The organism is Mesorhizobium sp. C120A (assembly GCF_030323105.1).
Taxonomy (GTDB): Bacteria; Pseudomonadota; Alphaproteobacteria; order Rhizobiales; family Rhizobiaceae; genus Mesorhizobium.
In genome coordinates this window covers 6,244,824-6,263,166 of the sequence record NZ_CP100476.1, presented here as the reverse complement: position 1 = coordinate 6,263,166, position 18,343 = coordinate 6,244,824, and the positions used below count along the sequence as shown (strand labels likewise).

Genomic DNA, 18,343 nt, shown 5'->3' with positions numbered 1-18,343 from the left:
AATTTAGGTTGGGGCATAGCCGGCCTCAGTGAAGTAATTTCTGCATTCGGTTGAAGTGACGGTGCCAAGAATTTGGCCGATGGCGTCACAGACGGTCTCAACCGTTCGGCTTGCAGCCTTGCGCAGCCAATGCTTGAGCTTGGCGAAGAGCTTCTCGATGGGGTTCAGGTCGGGCGAGTATTTGGGCAGCAAGAACAGCCTGGCGCCGGCCGAGCGGATGGCGCGGCGCACGGCCTTGCCCTTGTGCGAGCCGAGATTGATGGGGTGGACGCCCCCTGACGGCATCGCTGTGCCAAAGTGGTGTCGTTGATCATCACTTGAACGGAGGCGTCCATGTCGGAAGTTAGCATGATCGGGTTGGATCTAGCGAAGAACGTGTTCCAGGTGCACGGTGCAGATGCATCGGGAGCTATCCTGTCTAGAAAGAAGCTTCGCCGCGATCAGATGCTTAAATTCTTTGATGCGCAGCCGGCTTGCAACGGTTGCCATGGAGGCCTGCGGCAGCAGCCATTACTGGGCGCGGGAGATCACGAAGCTGGGACATAACGTCCGGCTGATCGCTCCGGGCTACGTCAAGCCTTTCGTGAAGAGGCAGAAGAACGATGCCGCCGATGCGGAGGCGATCTGCGAAGCTGCGCAACGGCCGACGATGCGTTTTGTGGCAGCCAAGAGTAGGAACAACAGGCTGCGGCGATGGTGTTTCGCGCTCGCGATCTTCTGGTGCGCCAGCGGACCCAGACCATCAATGCGATACGTGGCCATCTTGCCGAATTCGGGCTGGTGGCCGCGCAGGGCCTTTTCCATGTGGCCAAGCTTGTAACGGCGATCGAGGATCATGGCTCCGCCATCCCAGAGGCCGCCCGTCCGATCCTATGTCTGTTCGTGGAATAGTTGCGCTCGCTAGATGAGAGGGTGGCTGTGCTCGACCGCGAGATCGCCCGGCGCGCCAGGGAGGACGCGGAATCGAAACGACTGATGACTATCCCGGGGATAGGATCGATCACCGCGACTGCTCTCGCCGCTCTGGCTCCGTCGGCTCAGACCTTCAAAAGGGGGCGTGATTTTGCGGCCTGGCTGGGGCTCACTCCGTTGCAGCGTTCCACGGGCGGGAAGCAGAAGCTTGGCGAGACGTCCCGCATGGGCGAACGAACTCTGCGCCGCCTGCTCATTATAGGGGCCAGCGCTGCCGTGCGCTGGGCGATGCGGAAGGGGAAATCTGCGGACCCATGGCTCATGCGCATGCTGGACCGTAAGCCGCCCATGTTGGTGATCGTCGCGCTTGCCAACAAGACGGCACGCATCGTCTGGGCATTGATGGCGAAAGGCGGAGCCTATCGGGCTCCGGCCGTGGCGGGTTAGTTCCGCTCGGCCGGGAAGGCCTCGAAAGTGTGAGAAGGTCAAACGGAGAGTATGGCGCAACGGTCAACGAGACGGGATCGGGAAAACCAGATCATGGATACGTGCCTTGAGCACGCGAGATTGAATTGGACCCGCTCCGCGAACTCCCATACGGGCCCGCGGCATGTGGAACGCCGCATCAGAGGCCGGACACATGTCAGCACCCGACCACGCTCCTCATTCTTCATATAAGATTCTTCTTGCGCTGACGGGGGCGTCCACACATGTCCATGATGACGATGTCGCCGGGCTTGGGGATTGGGACAAGAACCTCATCGACATAGAGCTGGAAGCGCTCGCCGTTGATCGGTCCGTCGATCAGCCATGGTGCTTCGACACGGTCGTGGCGCAGCGCTGCCAGGAAGGTCATGGTCTTCCCAATGACCATGCGGCACCTTGGCTTTGATCCTCTCGCCGCGCGGCGCCCATCCCCTGAGCGGGGCCATGTTGGTTTTGGTCCAGGTCTCGTCGATGAACACCAGACGAGAAGCATCGATGCGATCCTGATACTTTGCCCACTGTGCCCGCCGGCGTGCTACATCCGGGCGATCCTGCTCGGCCGCGATCAGCATCTTTTTTTGTGGCCGAGCTTCTCGGCGTGGACGAACTCCCACACCGAACGGTAATCGACCTTCGGGCCGCGATCGCCAAGTTCGGCCACAAGACCGCGTAGCGTGAAATCCGCAGCCCGGCAGCGCAGCAGCAGCCACTCCCGATGCTCTCCGGCAATCTTCTTCGGTCTGTGCCCACCCATCTTGCCGGGCGCAAGACTGCTCGTCTCGCGCAACCGGCTTACCCATCTGATGACGGTGCTGATCCCAACCTCAAAGCGTACTGCCGCCTGCCGCCGCGACAGTCCACCCTGCTCAACTGACGCAACAACCCGTTCGCGAAGATCCATCGAATAAGGCTTGCCCATCCATGCTGGCCTCCTGACCCAGCCAGCAGGTTGAAGGTTCTGTGTGGTCGCGGGCGCGATGGTACGGGCTCGCACGGGTCGCGACTGCATTGAAGCCTGATTGAACTGAACCGCGGGATGGCGGGCGGGGCTATGGGGATTGCTCGACAGTGTGTCCAGGCGCCGGAGCGGGCTCGCCGATCGCTCTTGGGCGGTCGCCCGTCGTCGCGATGCAGGACCATCTGCGACGCGAGAGATGGCGCCATTGGGTCGTTGACGCTGAGGTGCAGCGTTGCTGGCGACAGCCAGGCTGCGACTTTGACTAGCGGCGCGCAAAGGCCCTTCGGCGACTGTAGCAGACGCCGGGATGGACGGTGCGAGCGTGTCGGTGCGCAGCGTTGTCATGAGGTGTCTGGCCAGGTCGGGGCCTTGCGCGGGATCGGGCCGAGCGAGGCCATGGCGCCGCCGCAGCCCGGACAGATGTTCAGGGAGCGCCCTGTGAGACAGCGGTAACGCTGGCGATAGTCGGCGGTCGGGTCCGGCGTCAGCGGCGTGGGCGCCGCCAGAAGAAGACGGCACTGGGCGAGCTTGGCGACGCGGTGGCCGTTGGCGAGGAGGCCGTAATGGCGGATGCGATGGAAACCGTCTGGAAGAGCGTGCAGCAGGACGCGCCGGATGAACTCGTCGGCGCTTAAGGTCATGAGCTTGTGCTTGAACTTGTCGTGGCGATGCGGTCTTGAACAGGATCGCATAGACCGCCGCCTTGTTCTGGAAGGCGATCTCAGCGATCTGGGCCGGGACGGTGAAGACCACGTGGAAGTATGGGACCGGCAGCAGCTCAGCCTGCCGCTCGGCCAGCCACTGGGCGCGGGCAAGACCCTGGCACTTGGGGCAGTGACGGTTGCGGCAGGAGTTATAGGCTTGCCGCACGAGACCGCAGTCGGCGCAGTGTTCGGCGTGACCGCCCAGGGCCGCGGTCCGGCACGCCTCCACCGCGGCCATGACCCGGCGCTCGACACGCCCGAGATGGCCGGCATGGTCGTGGCGATAATCAGCCCCGTTACGGTGGAATACATCCGCCACTTCCAGATCCGGGCGCATGGCGCGCGGCTCAGCCGGGCGGCGGGATCTCCATGCGGAGTTGGTCAAAAGGACTGGCAGTCCGGCCGATCACAGCCGTTGAGACCTGGGCGTATAGTGTCGTCGTCGCCAGGCTGCGATGGCCCAGCAGCACCTGAATGATCCTTATGTCCGTGCCGGCTTCCAAAAGGTGGGTGGCGAAGCTGTGGCGAAGGGTGTGCACCGTCACCCGCTTCTCAACGCCCAGGAACTCGCAGGCTGCTCGACAGGCGATCCCTAAGGTCTGTGGGTGGATCGGGCCGCGGCCATCGCGCCGAGGAAATAGCCATCGCCCCGGCTTGGTCAACCGCCAATAGACGCGCTGCTATCGATGTCCGTCACCTGCAGACGCGCCGCCTCCGCGGCGCGTAAGCCCACCGCATAGGTGGTCATCAGAGCGACCCGGTTCCTCGTCCCCTTCACGGCCTGCAGAAAGCCGACCACCTCATCGGCGCTCAGCACGATCGGCAACTTGCGCGGCGTCCGGGCGTAAGCGATCCGCTCAGGCAGATCAGATCGACCCAGCGTCACGCCGTAGAAGAAACGCAAGGCGCAAACGGTCTGGTTCAACGCGCCCCACGAGACCCTTCGGCCCACCAAGTGGGCCTGATAGGCGCGCACCTCTTCGTATCCCAGTTGATCGGGTGATCGTCCAAAAAATCGACTGAACTTCGCCACGTGATGCACGTAGGATCGCTGGGTCTCCGGTGACAAATTGCTGATCGTCAGATCTTCAATCATCCGCTGACGCAGAGGGCTTATCTGGGCCATCTGGGGTTCTCCTGTCTGGAAGGTTGGCTCAACACCAAATCTTCTCAGACGGGGGTCTCCTCAGGCCAGACCCGCGCATCAGCTACCGCGACAGCGGTTTAGTTCAATCAGATTTGCAAGCCTAAGGGAATCCCCGCCGATTCAGCCTCAATTCATTCCGCTCTAGCCCGTCTTATTCATGACGGATCTGGGTTTGTTTGCCGCTGAGCGGCGGACAGGTGGCGGCTCGGCGTCTTTTTCACCGCGGCTGTGTCTGGACTTGTGAACGCGCTGGAGGGTGGAAGCTGTGTGGTTCGGCGGGGCCCGCTGCCCCGGCGGTCATGGTCCTGCCGGTAGCAGATTGCTGGCGATCGCCCGGAACAGACTTGCCTCGGGACAGGCGGCGAAGGCCAGGCGGATGCGCGAGACGGTTTCGATGACGCGGGCGCCGAGCTTGAGCAGCCTGAGCCGCAGCGTAGCGAACTCGGCGTTGCGCAGATGATGGGTCGTGGGCACCGCCTCGCGCAGGGTGAGCATCAACCAGTATGCGGCGGTGTGCAGGACAAGACGGGCCTGATTGGCAATCGGTGAGCGGCAGGAGGTGCGGTCGGAGGCGAGTTGGCTCTTGTGCATCTTGATCAGGTTTTCGGCCTGGCCGCGGGCGCAGTAGATCACGTCGTAGATGTGCTCGGCGGAGCCTTTGTCGAGATTGGTGACGACGAAGCGGATGTCGAGGCCGAGGGTGGTTGCCTCGATGCGAGCGCAGGTGCGGCGTTCGGCCTTCCAGGACTTCGCCTTGTAGCGGGTCTCGGCATAGCCGCGCAGCACAGACTTGCGCTCGAGCGCGCGGCGGGTGCGGATGTCTTCGGCGCTCTCGTCGACGAGCCGCTGCAGAACCTTGTTGCCGGGTAGGCCGAAGAGGTAGTCGATCGCATTGTTCTCGCACCAGGCCATGACTTGCGCCCGGCCGTAATGGCTGTCGCCACGGATCAGGATGCGGGTGGTCGGCCAGCACGCGCGGATGCGGCGCACGAGACGGCGCAGATGGCCGCGGATCTCCTTGCCCGTCGGGGTCTTGCCAGGACGCAGGATCATCGCGACCGGGCGTCCTGTCGCGGCGTCGTAGATGTGGATCGGCAGGAAGCAACGCTCGTCGTAGTGGGCGTTGAAGAGCGAGAGCTGCTGATGGCCGTGAACGACATCCAGCGTATCATCGATGTCGAGCATGACGCTTTTCGGCGGCGCGGCATAGCTCGACAGCCACAGATCGACCATCACCCAGCCGAGCCGGATGACGGTCCTGAGGTCGGGCAGGTTCTCCAGCCGCGAACAGGTCGGCCGCGAGCACAGATCAATCCCGCTGTCGGGCAGCCGCCCGCAGGCGAGCTTGAAGGCCGGATCGGTGCGCAGCCGGTCGAGATCGTTGGCATCCTCGTAGCCGCAGGCGATGGCAAAGATGCGGGCACGCAGGATGTCGGCCATAGCGTGCGTCACGCGCGCTGGATCGCGCGGATCGTGGATCGCAGCGCCAGCCTGTCGGCCAGTTGCAGGCGTCGCTCGGCCGCGGCCAAAAGCATGACGCCGCCATCCGAGGTGATGCGTCCGCCGTCAAACGCAGCTGTGACCTTCTTGCGTCCGACGGCTGGAAAAGACAGCGGCAGCAACGTATCCTCGGTCATGGCGGGTGTGGCTCGCGAAATGCGGTGGAAGGGTTGGCCTAAGCAACCGAATCCTACGCCAATCAATCGCTTAAGCTACATCCGCCAGCCTCAAAGCCCCATCGTCGTGCATAAGACGGGCTAGAACCCGTCCTGTTTAACCCGGTTCATATCCTGCGGCCTTAAAGTAGTTGGCACATTCGGCGGGGGGATGAGTCGACGACCGCGCTGACCGCGTCTCACAAAGCCTTGATGGTTCTCTCGGCCTTTGCTCGCAGCAGCGCCTTGAGTTTGGCGAAGGCGTTCTCAATCGGGATTGAAGTCGGGACTGTAAGGCGGCAGGTAGAGCAGGCTCGCGCCTGCGGCCTCAATCGCGTCGCGCACGCCGGCGGTATGGGCGGGCAGGTTTTCCATAACAACCACGTCGCCCTCCGACAATGTCGGGACCAGCACCTGCTCGACATAGGCCAGGAACAGGTTGCCGTTCATGGCGCCGTCGTAGACGAAGGGCGCAGTCATGCCCGTCAACCGTAGCGCTCCGGTGAAGATAGTGGTCTTCCAGTGGCCATGCGGCACGCCGGCCCGGCAGCGCTCGCCGCGCGGAGCTCTCCAGGCGTGCGGGCCATCTTTGTGGAGAGGCCGGTCTCATCGATGAACACGAGCTTCGCCGGATCGAGTCGAGCTGGCCGTCGAAACAGTCCCGGCGCCGCTTCAGAATGTCGGGGCGATCCTGCTCCCGTGCGTGCGCGGATTTGTTTTGAATGTCAACCCGTGGCTGCGAAGCCAGGCGCTCAACTGCGGCTGATCCGCACCCGACTGCTCGGCGACGAGCCGCTCCACCATCTCGTTCAGCGTGATGCCCTTGCGCTCCTCGACCAGCCCGACGATGAAGGCTTCATGCGTATCGGAGGCTGGAGGCGCGGCGGCGGCCCTGCGGGCGTGGCGCCAGTTCGCCGATCTTCGCCCGCGCAATCCAGCGGATCGCGCTGGACACTCCCACGCCGAACCGCGCCGCCGCTTGCCGCGCCGACATGCCCTCGTCCGAAGCCTTCAAGACCCGCGACCGAAGATCCACGCTAAATGCTCTCCCTACCGTCAACCTCCATCGAGGTGGATGCTAAATCAGCAAAAAACGCAGCCCACATCACAATCGATTCATCGATCACAGGACGTGCGCTAGACTTGGGCGGGCTGCGCAGAAGTCATCACTCGGGCCGCTTTTTGAAACCGTCATTTCGCGTCCCGCATGAGATTGTGCTTTTTCGTCTAATCAATTGTGCGATGTAGAGGGCGTAGTCGATCCTGCTTGAGGACGGGTGTAGTTGCCCGATCGTGGCAAAGTAACTGTCTCGGTGAAGGAAAAAAGAATGGCGACCTCAATGACCCAGATCTTGCCTGTCCTTCCAACTATCGATGAACATTACGTTGACCGACGGCGCTACCCGCACGGGGTTGCGTTCGTGGATGGACAATATCTGCCGATGTCCGAGGCCAAAATCTCAGTGCTCGACTGGGGTTTCCTGCACTCCGATGCAACCTACGATACTGTGCACGTCTGGAATGGCAGGTTCTTCCGGCTGGATTTGCATATTGATCGTTTCTTCGGGGGCGTCGAACGGCTGCGAATGAAGCTGCCCTATGATCGCAAGAAAATAGCATCCATCCTCAACAATTGCGTCGCTTTGTCAGGCCATAGATCGGCCTACGTGGAGATGATCTGCACGCGCGGTTCATCGCCTACCTTCAGCCGCGACCCCCGCCAGGCGGAGAACCGCTTCATCGCGTTTGCCGTCCCCTTTGGGTCGGTTGCTAACAAGGAACAGCTGGAGAGAGGCTTGCACGTCGCAATCAGCGACACCGTCCGCATCCCGCCAAAATCAATCGATCCCGCGATCAAGAACTATCATTGGCTCGACCTAGTGAAGGGCCTATTCGACGCCTATGACGCAGGAGCGGAGACCGCGCTGATCGTTGACACGAACGGCCACATTGCGGAGGGGCCTGGCTTCAATGTGTTCGTTGTCAAGGACGGATCCTTGAGGACGCCCGCTTTTGGGGTGTTGCCGGGCATCACTCGCCGGACTGTGTTCGATCTTTGCGCTGAGATTGGGCTGTACGCCACGGCTGCTGATATCAGTCGTGCTGAGATCAAAGCGGCTGACGAGGTGTTTATCACCTCAACCGCCGGCGGCATTATGCCCGTGAGCCGGATCGACGATACCGCAATCGCCAATGGACACGTCGGTTCCGTTACCCGCCGGCTCATGGATCTCTACTGGCATAAACACGATGAGCCGGCATGGTCGACTGCCGTCATCTATCCCTAAGCGGAATGGGCGGTGCACGGCAAGTGGGCAAGCGGCTTCGCGACGATGAGCTGTCGTTACGCAAACGCCCGCAATCCGAACAGCCGTGCTTCAGCGGACGTCGCCCTGATTTGGTGATGCCCAATGCACACCGATGTCTCCCGGCTGCTGGGAGACCTGCAGTCGAAAGAGGTGCACTATCCGCGAGGATGCGGCGACTTTCTGCGCCGCCGAGTTCGCGCCAGTACGCTTACCTCGATGAGGCAACCGCCCCGTCTATTTTCTGCGAAATGGTGCCAGTTTACGTCGGTGTCAGAACTGGCTTCTAGGGTATCATGGGTTCGCAGCTGAGTCACCACTTATGACTTCGCGGCGCTAGCCATTGGACGGGTTGCCACTAGATGATGAGAGTCCAGTTTCACGCACCTTTGTAGGACTTGCTTCATGCCATTTCTGCGGAGTTGCGGTGAGGAACGCTTTCATTGTCTATTTGTCGGCGGAACTGGCCGGGTTGAAGTCTGCGGGCTCTACAAACCGCATTGTCGCATTAATGCCGAGCATTGGCCTGTGGTCAGACACATCCCGCCACCCCGCCCGTCAAGGGGCGCGATGTCCAACGCGACCGCCGGCCCCTCTGCATATGTTCAGTCGGACTCCGGCTTGATCAAGCACTTCGTCAAACACGGCCGAACCTCTTGCGATGTCGGTCCTTCCTTTAAATTCCGCCATGCGAAGGCGGGAGATCACGCAGCTGCAGCGGACCTGGGCGACGCATTTCAAATCGCACGGCTTTGTGCGGCTCGCATTTCAACAGTCGCCGCATTTTGACGCAAGTTCTCTCTCCTCGGAGATATTATTCCCTAGTGCCACATAAGGCGGCAAGCGAACCCTCGATAGTCGGTATCGACAAGACCAAAACAAGCGCGGGTTAATCGCGCCAACTAAAAGGGGAACTAAAACATGACAATCTCTCGACGCGAAATCCTAAAGGCGGGTTTGGCTGCCGGAACGGCTCTATCGATCCCTTCGGTCCTACGGGCACAAACGGCGCCAGCCTCTGCAGGGCCGGTGCGGATGGTGAAGGGGCTGGATCTGCGCATCTTCGATCCGATCTATACGGCGACTAACATCACCGCCGACCACGCCGCGGCGATTTACGACACGCTGTTCTCGTTCGACTCGAAGTTCAATCCTCAGCCGCAAATGGTCGGAAAGTGGGGCGTCTCAGACGACGAGAAAACTTACACGTTCGAGCTGCGAGACGGGTTAGGCTGGCACGACGGCACTCCCGTCACTGCAGCAGACTGTATCGCCTCGCTACGTCGCTGGGGCCAGGTGGCCCCCGGCGGGCAGCTGATCATGGCGTGCGCCAGCGACATCTCGAAGAAGGACGACAGGACTTTCTCGATTGCGCTCAAGGAGCCCTTGGGAGTTCTGATCGATCTCCTTGCGGATCTGACGCCGCCGTGCCTGTTCGTCATGCGAGAGAAGGACGCGAACCGGCCTGCCACCGAGCAGGTGATTACGACTATCGGTTCGGGGCCGTTTAAGTTCAACGAAGCTCTTGCTAAGCCAGGCGCAAGCTACACCTATGATCGCAATGAAAAATATGCACCGCGCAAGGAACCGTCTGACGGATTGGCCGGCGGCAAGGTCGTCAAAGTCGATCGCGTCATCTGGGATGTTATCGCCGACCAGCAGACGGCGATGGCGGCCTTACAAGCGGGTGAGATCGATTACTTGGAGACGCCCCCGGCAGACTTTTACTCATTGGTCGGGAGCGATCCTAACCTTGAACTTCAGATTCTGGACAAGGCGGGTCAGGACGCGCTCGTGCGCATGAATTTCCTGCAGCCGCCGTTTGACAACGTCAAGGCGCGTCAAGCTGTGCTTCACCTGATTGACCAGGAGGCGTTCATGCGCGTCATGGCCCCTGATCCGAAATATTCCAGTGACCTCACCTCGATCTTTGGAAACACCAGCCCAGCTTCCAACGATGAAAACACGGGATGGTATAGGAAGGGCGGCAATCCGAAAAAGGCCAAGCAGCTCTTCAAGGAGGCTGGATACGCCGGCGAGAAGGTCGTCATTCTCGCCCCGACGGACTGGCACGAGGGCGACAATGCCTCGCAGCTATTGGCGGCCGCGCTGCAGAAGATCGGAGTCAACGCCGAGCTCGCGCCGAGCGATTGGGGCGGCGTCAGCACCCGCCGGGCAAACAAAGGCCCCGTTGAGGACGGCGGCTGGAACATGTTCATTACCACGGAAATGGATTACTCCCTCGGCAATCCTCTAACAGACCCGCTCCTAGCCGCCAATGGCGACGAGGCTTGGTACGGCTGGCCGAAGAGCGACGAATATGAGACGCTAAGGGCCAAATGGGCTGACGTCGCAACACGGGAGGAGCGCAAGGCGCTAGCCCGCAGGATGCAAAGGATTTGGTGGGACTTCGTCGGCGATGTGAGGCTGGGAAAATACATCGCGCCAATAGCGCGACGGAAGACTCTGACCGGCCTCATCGGCATGCCGGCGATCATCCCGATGTGGAACATGCAGAAGGCCTGAGCCTAAATGGCCGGTTACATCCTTCGCAGATTGGTGTCGACCGTGGCTGTCAGGGCAGATGGTCGGGATCTTCGATTTCCTGCTTCTCAGGCCGGCGCCCGGCGACCCCGCGGCGATCATCGCCGCCTCGGCCATGGCGGTGATGATCGCCGTCATCCGCTGGCTGCCGGCCCAAGGATATATACCGATTGCGAGGGCCTCGACCTTGGGGGCACTTGAGCCTTCTCACCGTGGCTCTTAGTCTCGCCTGCATTTCATTCATCGCACGACCCGTACAAGTGACCGCGCTCCTATTGCAACAGCAACACTTTCACGGCGCATCTAATTGTCTATAAAGTGTTATTGATTAAATTGTGGTCTGCACGTAGTGGCAACGAGCCTGGCTCAGACTTCTATCTTACCTATTGTCAGTCCACTGCGGAGAGGCATTGCAGTGACTTTGCTATGTGCAGCGAGAACAGAGGCTATGACCTATCCACCACAGTCCTTAGGAGCGTTACAAAAGTAACAACAAGTCAACCGAGACCGCCATTTGTGGGACCCATTTCAACATTGTCAGCACTTTGACGCAAACGTTGCGTTGCCATAGGTCATGCTTCCCGAATTCCGTCTAGGAACCGAGTATTGAGATTCAACTCTGCGTCGGGCGACGGCTAGCGTGCCCTCGATCCGCGGAGTTCAGGAAAAAGTTGGGGTACTTTTATGTTGAGCATTCATCAAACTACCCGGGGCGGTGTCGTCGCGACCGGCGCGCCCGCTGCGACAGAAGCTGGTGCCGAGATGCTGCGGCAGGGTGGCACGGCGGCGGACGCGGCAGTGGCGGCTGCATTGGCGATGTGTGTTGCCGACCCTGCGAATGCAAGTTTATTAGGAAGGTGCCAAATTGTACTGCGGACACGTGAAGGACGTTTTGCCGCCATCGATGGGGCGAGCACGATTCCTTCTTGCTTACCCGAAACGCTAGGCGCTGGACCATTAGCTTTCGCCGCGATCCCGTGCTTGCCACAGGCGCTGGAAAAATTGCACGCAGAGCATGGCCGGCTGTCTCTTTCTGTAGTAGCTGCGCCGGCGGCGCGGCTGGCTGAAGAGGGTTTTATCGCGCCACATCACCTTGCTGCTGCCTGGGCTCAGAATGCCGCCGCACTGGCGAAGGGGGGTGCCGGGCCTTATCTCGATGATGCTCGACCACCGGCCCGTTTCCGTCATGGCCATCTTTCAGCGTTGCTGCGAGCTTTCGGTGAATGCGGTGCTGCAGCAATCACCAGCGGTGAGACCGCTCGAAATTTGGCAGAAGGAGTTCGTGCCCGTGGCGGATATTGGCGCGCTGACGATCTTGCAGCTAACGCAGCTCTGGACGGCGAGATCCTCCACGCCAGCTTCCGTGACTGTCAGGTCACCACAATTGGCCGTCAGGGCTGGGGCCACACCCTTATTGAAATGCTGTCCATCTTGGATCGCCTGCCTCCTTTTGCCGATAATCTGACGGGCGCCGAAGCCTGCCGTTTGATCGCTGTCATCGAAACCTGCTTTGCAGACCGGCCCCAACGCCTCGGCTCGCTCGAACCCAAGCTGGCTGGGCACGCGTTCGAGACACTGATTGCCCCCGACTTCATTGCCGCCCGCGCTGCGGAGATTACGGCATGCCTGCTCGACAATTCGCGCACCGTTGCGCAGTCCGTGGCGCCGACTATCAGGGCGACGGAGCAGAAAGATACTACACATCTTTCGACGCTCGATGCTCAGGGCGCGACGGTGGCGCTGACCATGTCAATAGGTCCTCATTTTGGGCTCCGCGCGACAGATGCGGCGTTCGGCCTGCTTCCCGCAAAAAGCTATCGGATGAGCAGCGATCCGGCACCTGGCGCTCGTGACGTAACAGAGATGTCACCGGCAATCGTCACCCGCGGTGACCGCGTGATCCTCTCCGTCGGTGCCGCAGGCAGCGAGCTTATCCCCGGCGCAATCGTTCAGGCGATCATAAATGTAGTCGACCGTGGAGTCAGCTTGGGCGAAGCGCTCCGTATGCCGAGGGTGAATATGTCGGAAAGCGGTGTATGCGCTCATGACGAGGTGGGGCCCGAGGCGATCGCCTCGCTCCGAATGCGCTGGCCCGGTCTTGGGGTGAGTGCGGTGGGAGGCGATCACCTCGGTGTAGTTCAAGCGGTTGGGCATAATGCGGACGGTCATTCTTACGGTTCTGCCGATAATGCGTGGGATGGCACATGCGTCGTGGTGCCAGCGCAAGCTGAAGTTGTGGACCCCGCCCTCTGACCGAAGCGAGCTAAAACCGACGTCGCATACCCCAAAACTTTGAGACATCTTAATGACCAAAATCCTCCATCGAATGATCGGTACAAATCTTCCACGAGCCGTAGCAGGAGAGGGAATCTACATTACGGATAATAGTGGGCGAAGCTACATAGATGGGTCGGGCGGCGCCGCAGTAAGTTGCCTTGGTCACAATCATCCAGAAGTCCTTGAAGCGATGAAGGCGCAGATGGGTCGCATCAGCTATGCTCATACGTCATTCTTCACAACTGATGTGGCTGAACAGCTTGCTGAACAATTGGTTGAGGTAGCGCCGAAGGGGCTGGACTACGTCTATCTCGTTTCAGGCGGTTCCGAAGCTGTCGAGGCCGCTCTCAAAATGGCGCGTCAGTACTTCGTCGAAATTGGCCAACCGCAGCGACGACATATCATTGCACGCCGACAGAGCTATCACGGAAATACAATTGGTGCACTGGCTACTGGTGGGAATGCCTGGCGCCGCGCGCTGTTTGAGCCGATTCTACCGGAAACCCATCATGTCTCCCCCTGCTATGGATATCGAGACATGCAGGCGGACGAAACACCGGAAGCCTACGCCGATCGACTCGCCGCCGAGCTTGAGGCGAAAATCTTTGAGTTGGGTATCGACAAGGTCATGGCTTTCGTAGCCGAACCGGTGGTAGGTGCGACGCTCGGTGCCGTGGGACCTGTGGCGGACTACTTCAAGCGGATCCGGCAGCTCTGCGACAAGTACGGCATCTTGCTGATCCTCGACGAAGTAATGTGTGGAATGGGTCGCACCGGAACAATTTTCGCTCTGGAACAGGAAGAGGTAGTTCCCGACCTAGTGACCATTGCGAAGGGTTTGGGCGGGGGGTTCCAGCCGATTGGCGCAGTGATGCTGTCTGAGAAAATCTACCGTGGGTTTTCGGAAGGCTCTGGCCTTTTCCAACATGGACATACCTATATTGGTCATCCGATTGCTGCGGCGGCAGCCAGCAAGGTGGTTGAAATCTTGAAGCGTCCGGAAATCATGGTAAACGTTATCGCGATGGGCGAACGCCTTCAGGCCGGACTTGATGCGGCGCTCGGTCAATCACCCCACGTCGGTGACATTCGCGGCCGCGGTCTATTCCGTGGCGTGGAAATTGTGGCGGATAAGGACACCCGGCAGCCTTTCGATCCAGCGCGCAAAATTCATTCAAGGGTTAAGAAGGAAGCGATGCAGCGGGGCCTAATGTGCTACCCGATGGGCGGCACCATCGACGGAATATATGGCGATCATGTGCTGATTGCGCCCCCCTACGTAATTCAGCCCGAGCAAATTGATTTAATTGTTGATCGCCTGGCGGCCGCTATAAATGCAGCCGTAGCAAGTTAGGGCGGGCTTGGCCCATGCAATGAAAGACTCTCTGATGACGACATGTCCTTGTTCGCCTGTAACCGACGAACACTGGCCGGCAGAAATCGAGAATATGAAAGGTGGCTTTGCCGGTGCACTGAACGTCTATCGCACGATGGCTCATCACCCGGCATTGCTGAAAGCATGGGCTCCCCTACGGCAACATATCGTTAAAGACAGTGCGCTTGGCCCTGTGCGGTCCGAACTCGTTATCCTTCGGGCTGCGAAACGAATAGGCTCGGCCTATGAATGGATCCACCACGTAAGCCGCGCTCGTGCCCTTGGCATTTCGGATGTCCGAATTCGAGCTATGTGGGACTCGCCCGATGGCGAGGATGGGCTCATCGCCAGAGCTGTCGATGCACTTTTCGATGGAGCACATTTGCCGTCAGATCTCGAAGCCGCACTTTCCGCAACTATGGGAAGACAAGCCGTATTCGACCTCATCGCGACCGTCGGCTTCTATTCGATATTGGGCTATATTCTGATGACCTACGATACTCCTTTAGATGAAAAAGTCGCAACTGAAATTGCAGAGCGGCCACTATAGTTTATGTTGCGAAGCCATCGAGTAGCCACCACTTGGTCGGCGGCTGATGAGCGTTCGCGGCGTCGGACCCATCACCGCGGTCGCCTTCCGGGCCACGATCGACCGGCCGGAGCGGTTTCAGCCGTTCGAGGAATGTCGGCGCGCATCTGGGCCTGACCCCGCGCGCTACCAGACCGGTGAGACCGACATCCAGGGCAAAGTCAGCTGCTGCGGCGACGAGCTTGCCCGTACTTCCCTCTACGAAGCGGCCCACACACTGCTTGTGCGCAGTAAAAAGTGGTCGAGCCTGCCGCGTGGGGCATGAACGTCGCCAAGCGGCGCGGTATGGCGGGGGCCCGGGTCGCGGTTGGCTGCAAACTCGCCGTCATCCTGATCGCATGTGGGTTGATGCGACAGAATTCCGCTACGGCAAGGAGCCGGTCCCGTGTCAGATGAAGTGGACAACGGACAAATGAAGAAGGAGTGGTTTCGGGTTCCCACGGTCGTTCAACAGATTGAGACGCCTCGCTCTACTGACCCCATCATGCGGCCCTGCGCCGACCGCGAAGAGAAGCGAGTGACCCACGGAGCGACAACGACCGGGAAAGAAAGCAGGAGGAGCTTGACCTCAAACCCCAATCAGAGAAGCCTGCCAGGTGCCGATCGTCCAGGCCCTTTGGATCTCGATGTGGTCGAAGCTAACGAGGAGCGGGTCGATGCGTTTCAAACCACGCCGTCTTCTGCAGCTCGCATTTCAGAATCGAACCGTTTTGAGCGAAATTTCTTTGCTCAACGGGCTACGGTTCCAAATGTCGCCATCCGGTCAGGTGTCTTCATTTGCCCGTGGTGGAGACAACACCCAATAAGCGCGGATTTGCTACGCCAATGCCTCAAAGGGGAACTGGAACATGACAATCTCTCGACGCGACCTCATTAAGTTCGGCGTGGCCGCCGGAACAGCTTTATCAATTCCGTCGGTCCTGCGGGCGCAGACGACCGATGCGCGGACGGTCCGGATGGTGAAAAACGGTGATCTCAGCGTCTTCGATCCAACCCTTACGACGGCTAACATAACTGCCGACCATGGGGCGGCGGTTTACGACACGCTCTTCGCTCTCGACTCCAAGTTTATGCCGCAGCCGCAAATGATCGGCAAATGGGGCGTTTCCGACGACAAGATGACCTATACCTTCGAGCTGCGAGATGGCTTAGGCTGGCACGACGGCACGCCCGTTACCGCAGCGGACTGCGTTGCCTCGATCCGTCGCTGGGCCCAGGTGACTCCCGGCGGCCAGCTGATCATGGCGCGAACCGCGGATATCTCGAAGAAGGACGACAAAACGTTCACGATTTCGCTTAAGGAGCCGTTAGGGCTTTTGATCAATATTCTCGCGGACATCGCAACGCCGTGCATGTTCATGATGCGTGAAAAGGACGCAAACCTTCCCGCAACTGAACAGGTAACAGCGAATATCGGATCGGGGCCATTTAGGTTTAACCATGCTCTCGCTAAGCCGGGCGCGAGCTTCACCTACGACCGTAACGAAAAATACCTACCTCGCAAGGAACCGTCTAACGGACTGGCGGGTGGGAAGATCGTCAATGTTGACCGCGTCATTTGGAATAATATCGCCGATCAGCAGACTGCGTTTGCAGCCGTGCAAGCGGGTGAGATTGATTACCTCCAATCGCCGCCGATGGATCTTCTTTCTGAAATTGAAAGTGATCCGAACCTACAACTCACGATTCTAGACAAGGCGGGCAGTGACTACGTCTTGCGTATGAATCATCTACAAAAGCCATTCAACAACGTCAAGGCGCGCCAAGCGATGCTTCACCTCATCGATCAAGAGGCGTTTTTGCGTGTCGTCTCCCCCGACCCGAAATACAGCCGCACTGTTACCTCGATATTTGGCAACGAGACGCCGGTGTCAAATGACGAAAATACGGGGTGGTTCAAAAAGGGTGGCGACCCGGAAAAAGCCAAGGAACTCCTGAAGGAAGCCGGATACGCCGGCGAAAAGGTCGTCGTTCTCCAAGCCACGAACGTATCCGAATACAACAATATTTCTCAGCTCCTGGCAAACACATTGAGAAAGATTGGGGTCAATGCGGAGCTTGCCCCGAGTGACTGGGGGGTATTGTCGCTCGCCGCGCGAACAAGGGGCCTATTGAAGGCGGAGGCTGGAGCATCTTCGTCACGGACGAGGCGGATTATTCCCTCGGTAATCCGCTCACCACATCCTTCCTCCTCGCAAATGGCGATAAGGGATGGTTCGGCTGGCCGAAGAACGACGAATTTGAGACCCTTCGAGCCAAATGGGCAGATGTCGAAACGCTCGACGAGCGCAAGGCGCTGGCACGTGGGATGCAACGAGTATGGTGGGACTTTGTCGGCGACGTGAGGCTGGGTCAGCAGGCCTCGCCAATTTTGCACCGGAAGGCGCTCTCGGGTCTCATTGGGATTCCGAATATCAGACCGATGTGGAACATGCAGAAGGCATCGTAATGACGACCTACATCCTACGCAGGATAGTGTCGGCCATCGCCGTCATGGCGATGGTTGGGATGTTCGTCTTCCTGCTTCTCAGGCTGGCGCCGGGCGACCCGGCTGCGATCATCGCCGGCAAGTCGGCCACCGCGGAGATGATTGCCGGTATCCGCGAACAGCTGGGCCTGAACGATCCTATGCCAATTCAGTTCATTCGTTGGGTCCGGGAGATGCTCGGCGGCGATTTCGGCATCTCAATCTTTTCCGGGCGACCGGTTCTCGAGCTCATCTCGCAGCGGCTTGAGCCCACCCTTTCCCTGTCGATCCTGACGATGATCCTTTCGGTGTGGGTCGGGGTCTCCTTCGGCATTCTTGCCGCGTGGCGAACTGGGGGGGTCGTCGACCGCCTCCTCGCCGCGTTTTCGGCATTTGGTTACTCAGTCCCTATCTTCGTCATCGGCTATTTCCTCATCTACTTCTTCGCCATTAGGGCGCGCTGGCTGCCGGTTCAAGGATACGTCCCGATTAACCAGGGCCTCGAGTCCTGGTTTGTGCACCTGATCCTGCCCACCGTGGCTCTGGGTCTCGGCTTCATTGCGTTCATTGCTCGAATCACTCGTGCAAGCATGCTCGAGGTCCTCTCGGAAGACTATATGCGAACCGCCGCCGCCAAGGGCGCTTCATCCTATGCCATGCTTTTCCACCATGCCTTGAAGAATGCCGGCGTCCCGATCCTAACCGTCATCGGCCTCAGCTTTGCCTGGCTCATCGGCGGGGTTGTCCTCACGGAAACGGTGTTCAACATACCCGGCATCGGTCGTCTGGTCGTCGATGCGATCAACAACCGCGACTATCCCATAATCCAGAGCGTACTCATCCTGACTTCGGGTCTGTACGTGCTTATCAATCTCGCGGTCGATCTAGCCTATACGCTGATCGATCCCCGAATCCGGTACTGA

8 protein-coding genes and 8 pseudogenes are annotated in these 18,343 nt (G+C 59.6%); 10 read left to right on the top strand and 6 right to left on the bottom strand.

All coding sequences use genetic code 11. The features are described from left to right. Window positions 1-3: 3 nt before the first annotated feature. Window positions 4-258, bottom strand: a pseudogene (locus tag NL532_RS30375) (transposase); the annotation flags it as partial. A 75-nt stretch (window positions 259-333) separates the two neighbouring features. Between NL532_RS30375 and NL532_RS30370 the strand changes: the two are divergent. Continuing rightward, window positions 334-1,359 (top strand): annotated as a pseudogene (locus NL532_RS30370) (IS110 family RNA-guided transposase). 256 nt (window positions 1,360-1,615) lie between these two features. On the opposite strand, the pseudogene NL532_RS30365 reads toward NL532_RS30370, so the two are convergent. The 5 pseudogenes from NL532_RS30365 to NL532_RS30345 all read right to left on the bottom strand — a co-directional run. Continuing rightward, window positions 1,616-2,317, bottom strand: a pseudogene (locus NL532_RS30365) (IS630 family transposase); the annotation flags it as partial. 380 nt (window positions 2,318-2,697) lie between these two features. Next, window positions 2,698-3,397: pseudogene (locus tag NL532_RS30360) on the bottom strand (IS91 family transposase). Between the two features lie 10 nt (window positions 3,398-3,407). Then, window positions 3,408-4,186: pseudogene (locus tag NL532_RS30355) on the bottom strand (tyrosine-type recombinase/integrase). Window positions 4,187-4,504: 318 nt separating this feature from the next. After that, window positions 4,505-5,844 (bottom strand): annotated as a pseudogene (locus NL532_RS30350) (IS1380 family transposase). A 136-nt stretch (window positions 5,845-5,980) separates the two neighbouring features. After that, a pseudogene (locus tag NL532_RS30345) lies at window positions 5,981-6,856 on the bottom strand (IS630 family transposase). A gap of 346 nt (window positions 6,857-7,202) precedes the next feature. Here NL532_RS30345 and NL532_RS30340 point away from each other — a divergent pair. From NL532_RS30340 to NL532_RS30300, 9 genes and pseudogenes are all read left to right on the top strand, one after another. Continuing rightward, the gene (locus tag NL532_RS30340) at window positions 7,203-8,150 is read left to right on the top strand and encodes an aminotransferase class IV (RefSeq protein ID WP_023829713.1); all 948 of its coding nucleotides are present in this window, start codon (window positions 7,203-7,205) and stop codon (window positions 8,148-8,150) included. A 939-nt stretch (window positions 8,151-9,089) separates the two neighbouring features. Then, entirely contained in the window at window positions 9,090-10,694 is a 1,605-nt protein-coding gene (locus tag NL532_RS30335) for an ABC transporter substrate-binding protein (protein WP_023829712.1), read from the top strand. Window positions 10,695-11,396: 702 nt separating this feature from the next. Next, window positions 11,397-12,965: a gamma-glutamyltransferase gene (locus NL532_RS30330; protein ID WP_081731056.1), complete on the top strand. Its 1,569-nt coding sequence runs from the start codon at window positions 11,397-11,399 to the stop codon at window positions 12,963-12,965. 52 nt (window positions 12,966-13,017) lie between these two features. After that, window positions 13,018-14,343, top strand: a complete 1,326-nt coding sequence (locus tag NL532_RS30325) for an aspartate aminotransferase family protein (RefSeq protein WP_023829708.1) — start codon at window positions 13,018-13,020, stop codon at window positions 14,341-14,343. Between the two features lie 19 nt (window positions 14,344-14,362). Further along, window positions 14,363-14,914 (top strand): carboxymuconolactone decarboxylase family protein, encoded by a 552-nt coding sequence (locus tag NL532_RS30320; protein ID WP_245270358.1) that lies wholly within the window; start codon window positions 14,363-14,365, stop codon window positions 14,912-14,914. 46 nt (window positions 14,915-14,960) lie between these two features. Further along, window positions 14,961-15,218 (top strand): transposase, encoded by a 258-nt coding sequence (locus tag NL532_RS32475; RefSeq protein ID WP_023829706.1) that lies wholly within the window; start codon window positions 14,961-14,963, stop codon window positions 15,216-15,218. 120 nt (window positions 15,219-15,338) lie between these two features. Then, window positions 15,339-15,830: a hypothetical protein gene (locus tag NL532_RS30310; RefSeq protein WP_286488176.1), complete on the top strand. Its 492-nt coding sequence runs from the start codon at window positions 15,339-15,341 to the stop codon at window positions 15,828-15,830. Beyond that, window positions 15,802-17,402, top strand: a pseudogene (locus tag NL532_RS30305) (ABC transporter substrate-binding protein). The gene NL532_RS30310 and the pseudogene NL532_RS30305 overlap by 29 nt, the downstream one beginning before the upstream one ends. Continuing rightward, window positions 17,402-18,343, top strand: coding sequence for an ABC transporter permease (locus NL532_RS30300; RefSeq protein ID WP_023829704.1), 942 nt, complete (start codon window positions 17,402-17,404; stop codon window positions 18,341-18,343). The pseudogene NL532_RS30305 and the gene NL532_RS30300 overlap by 1 nt, the downstream one beginning before the upstream one ends.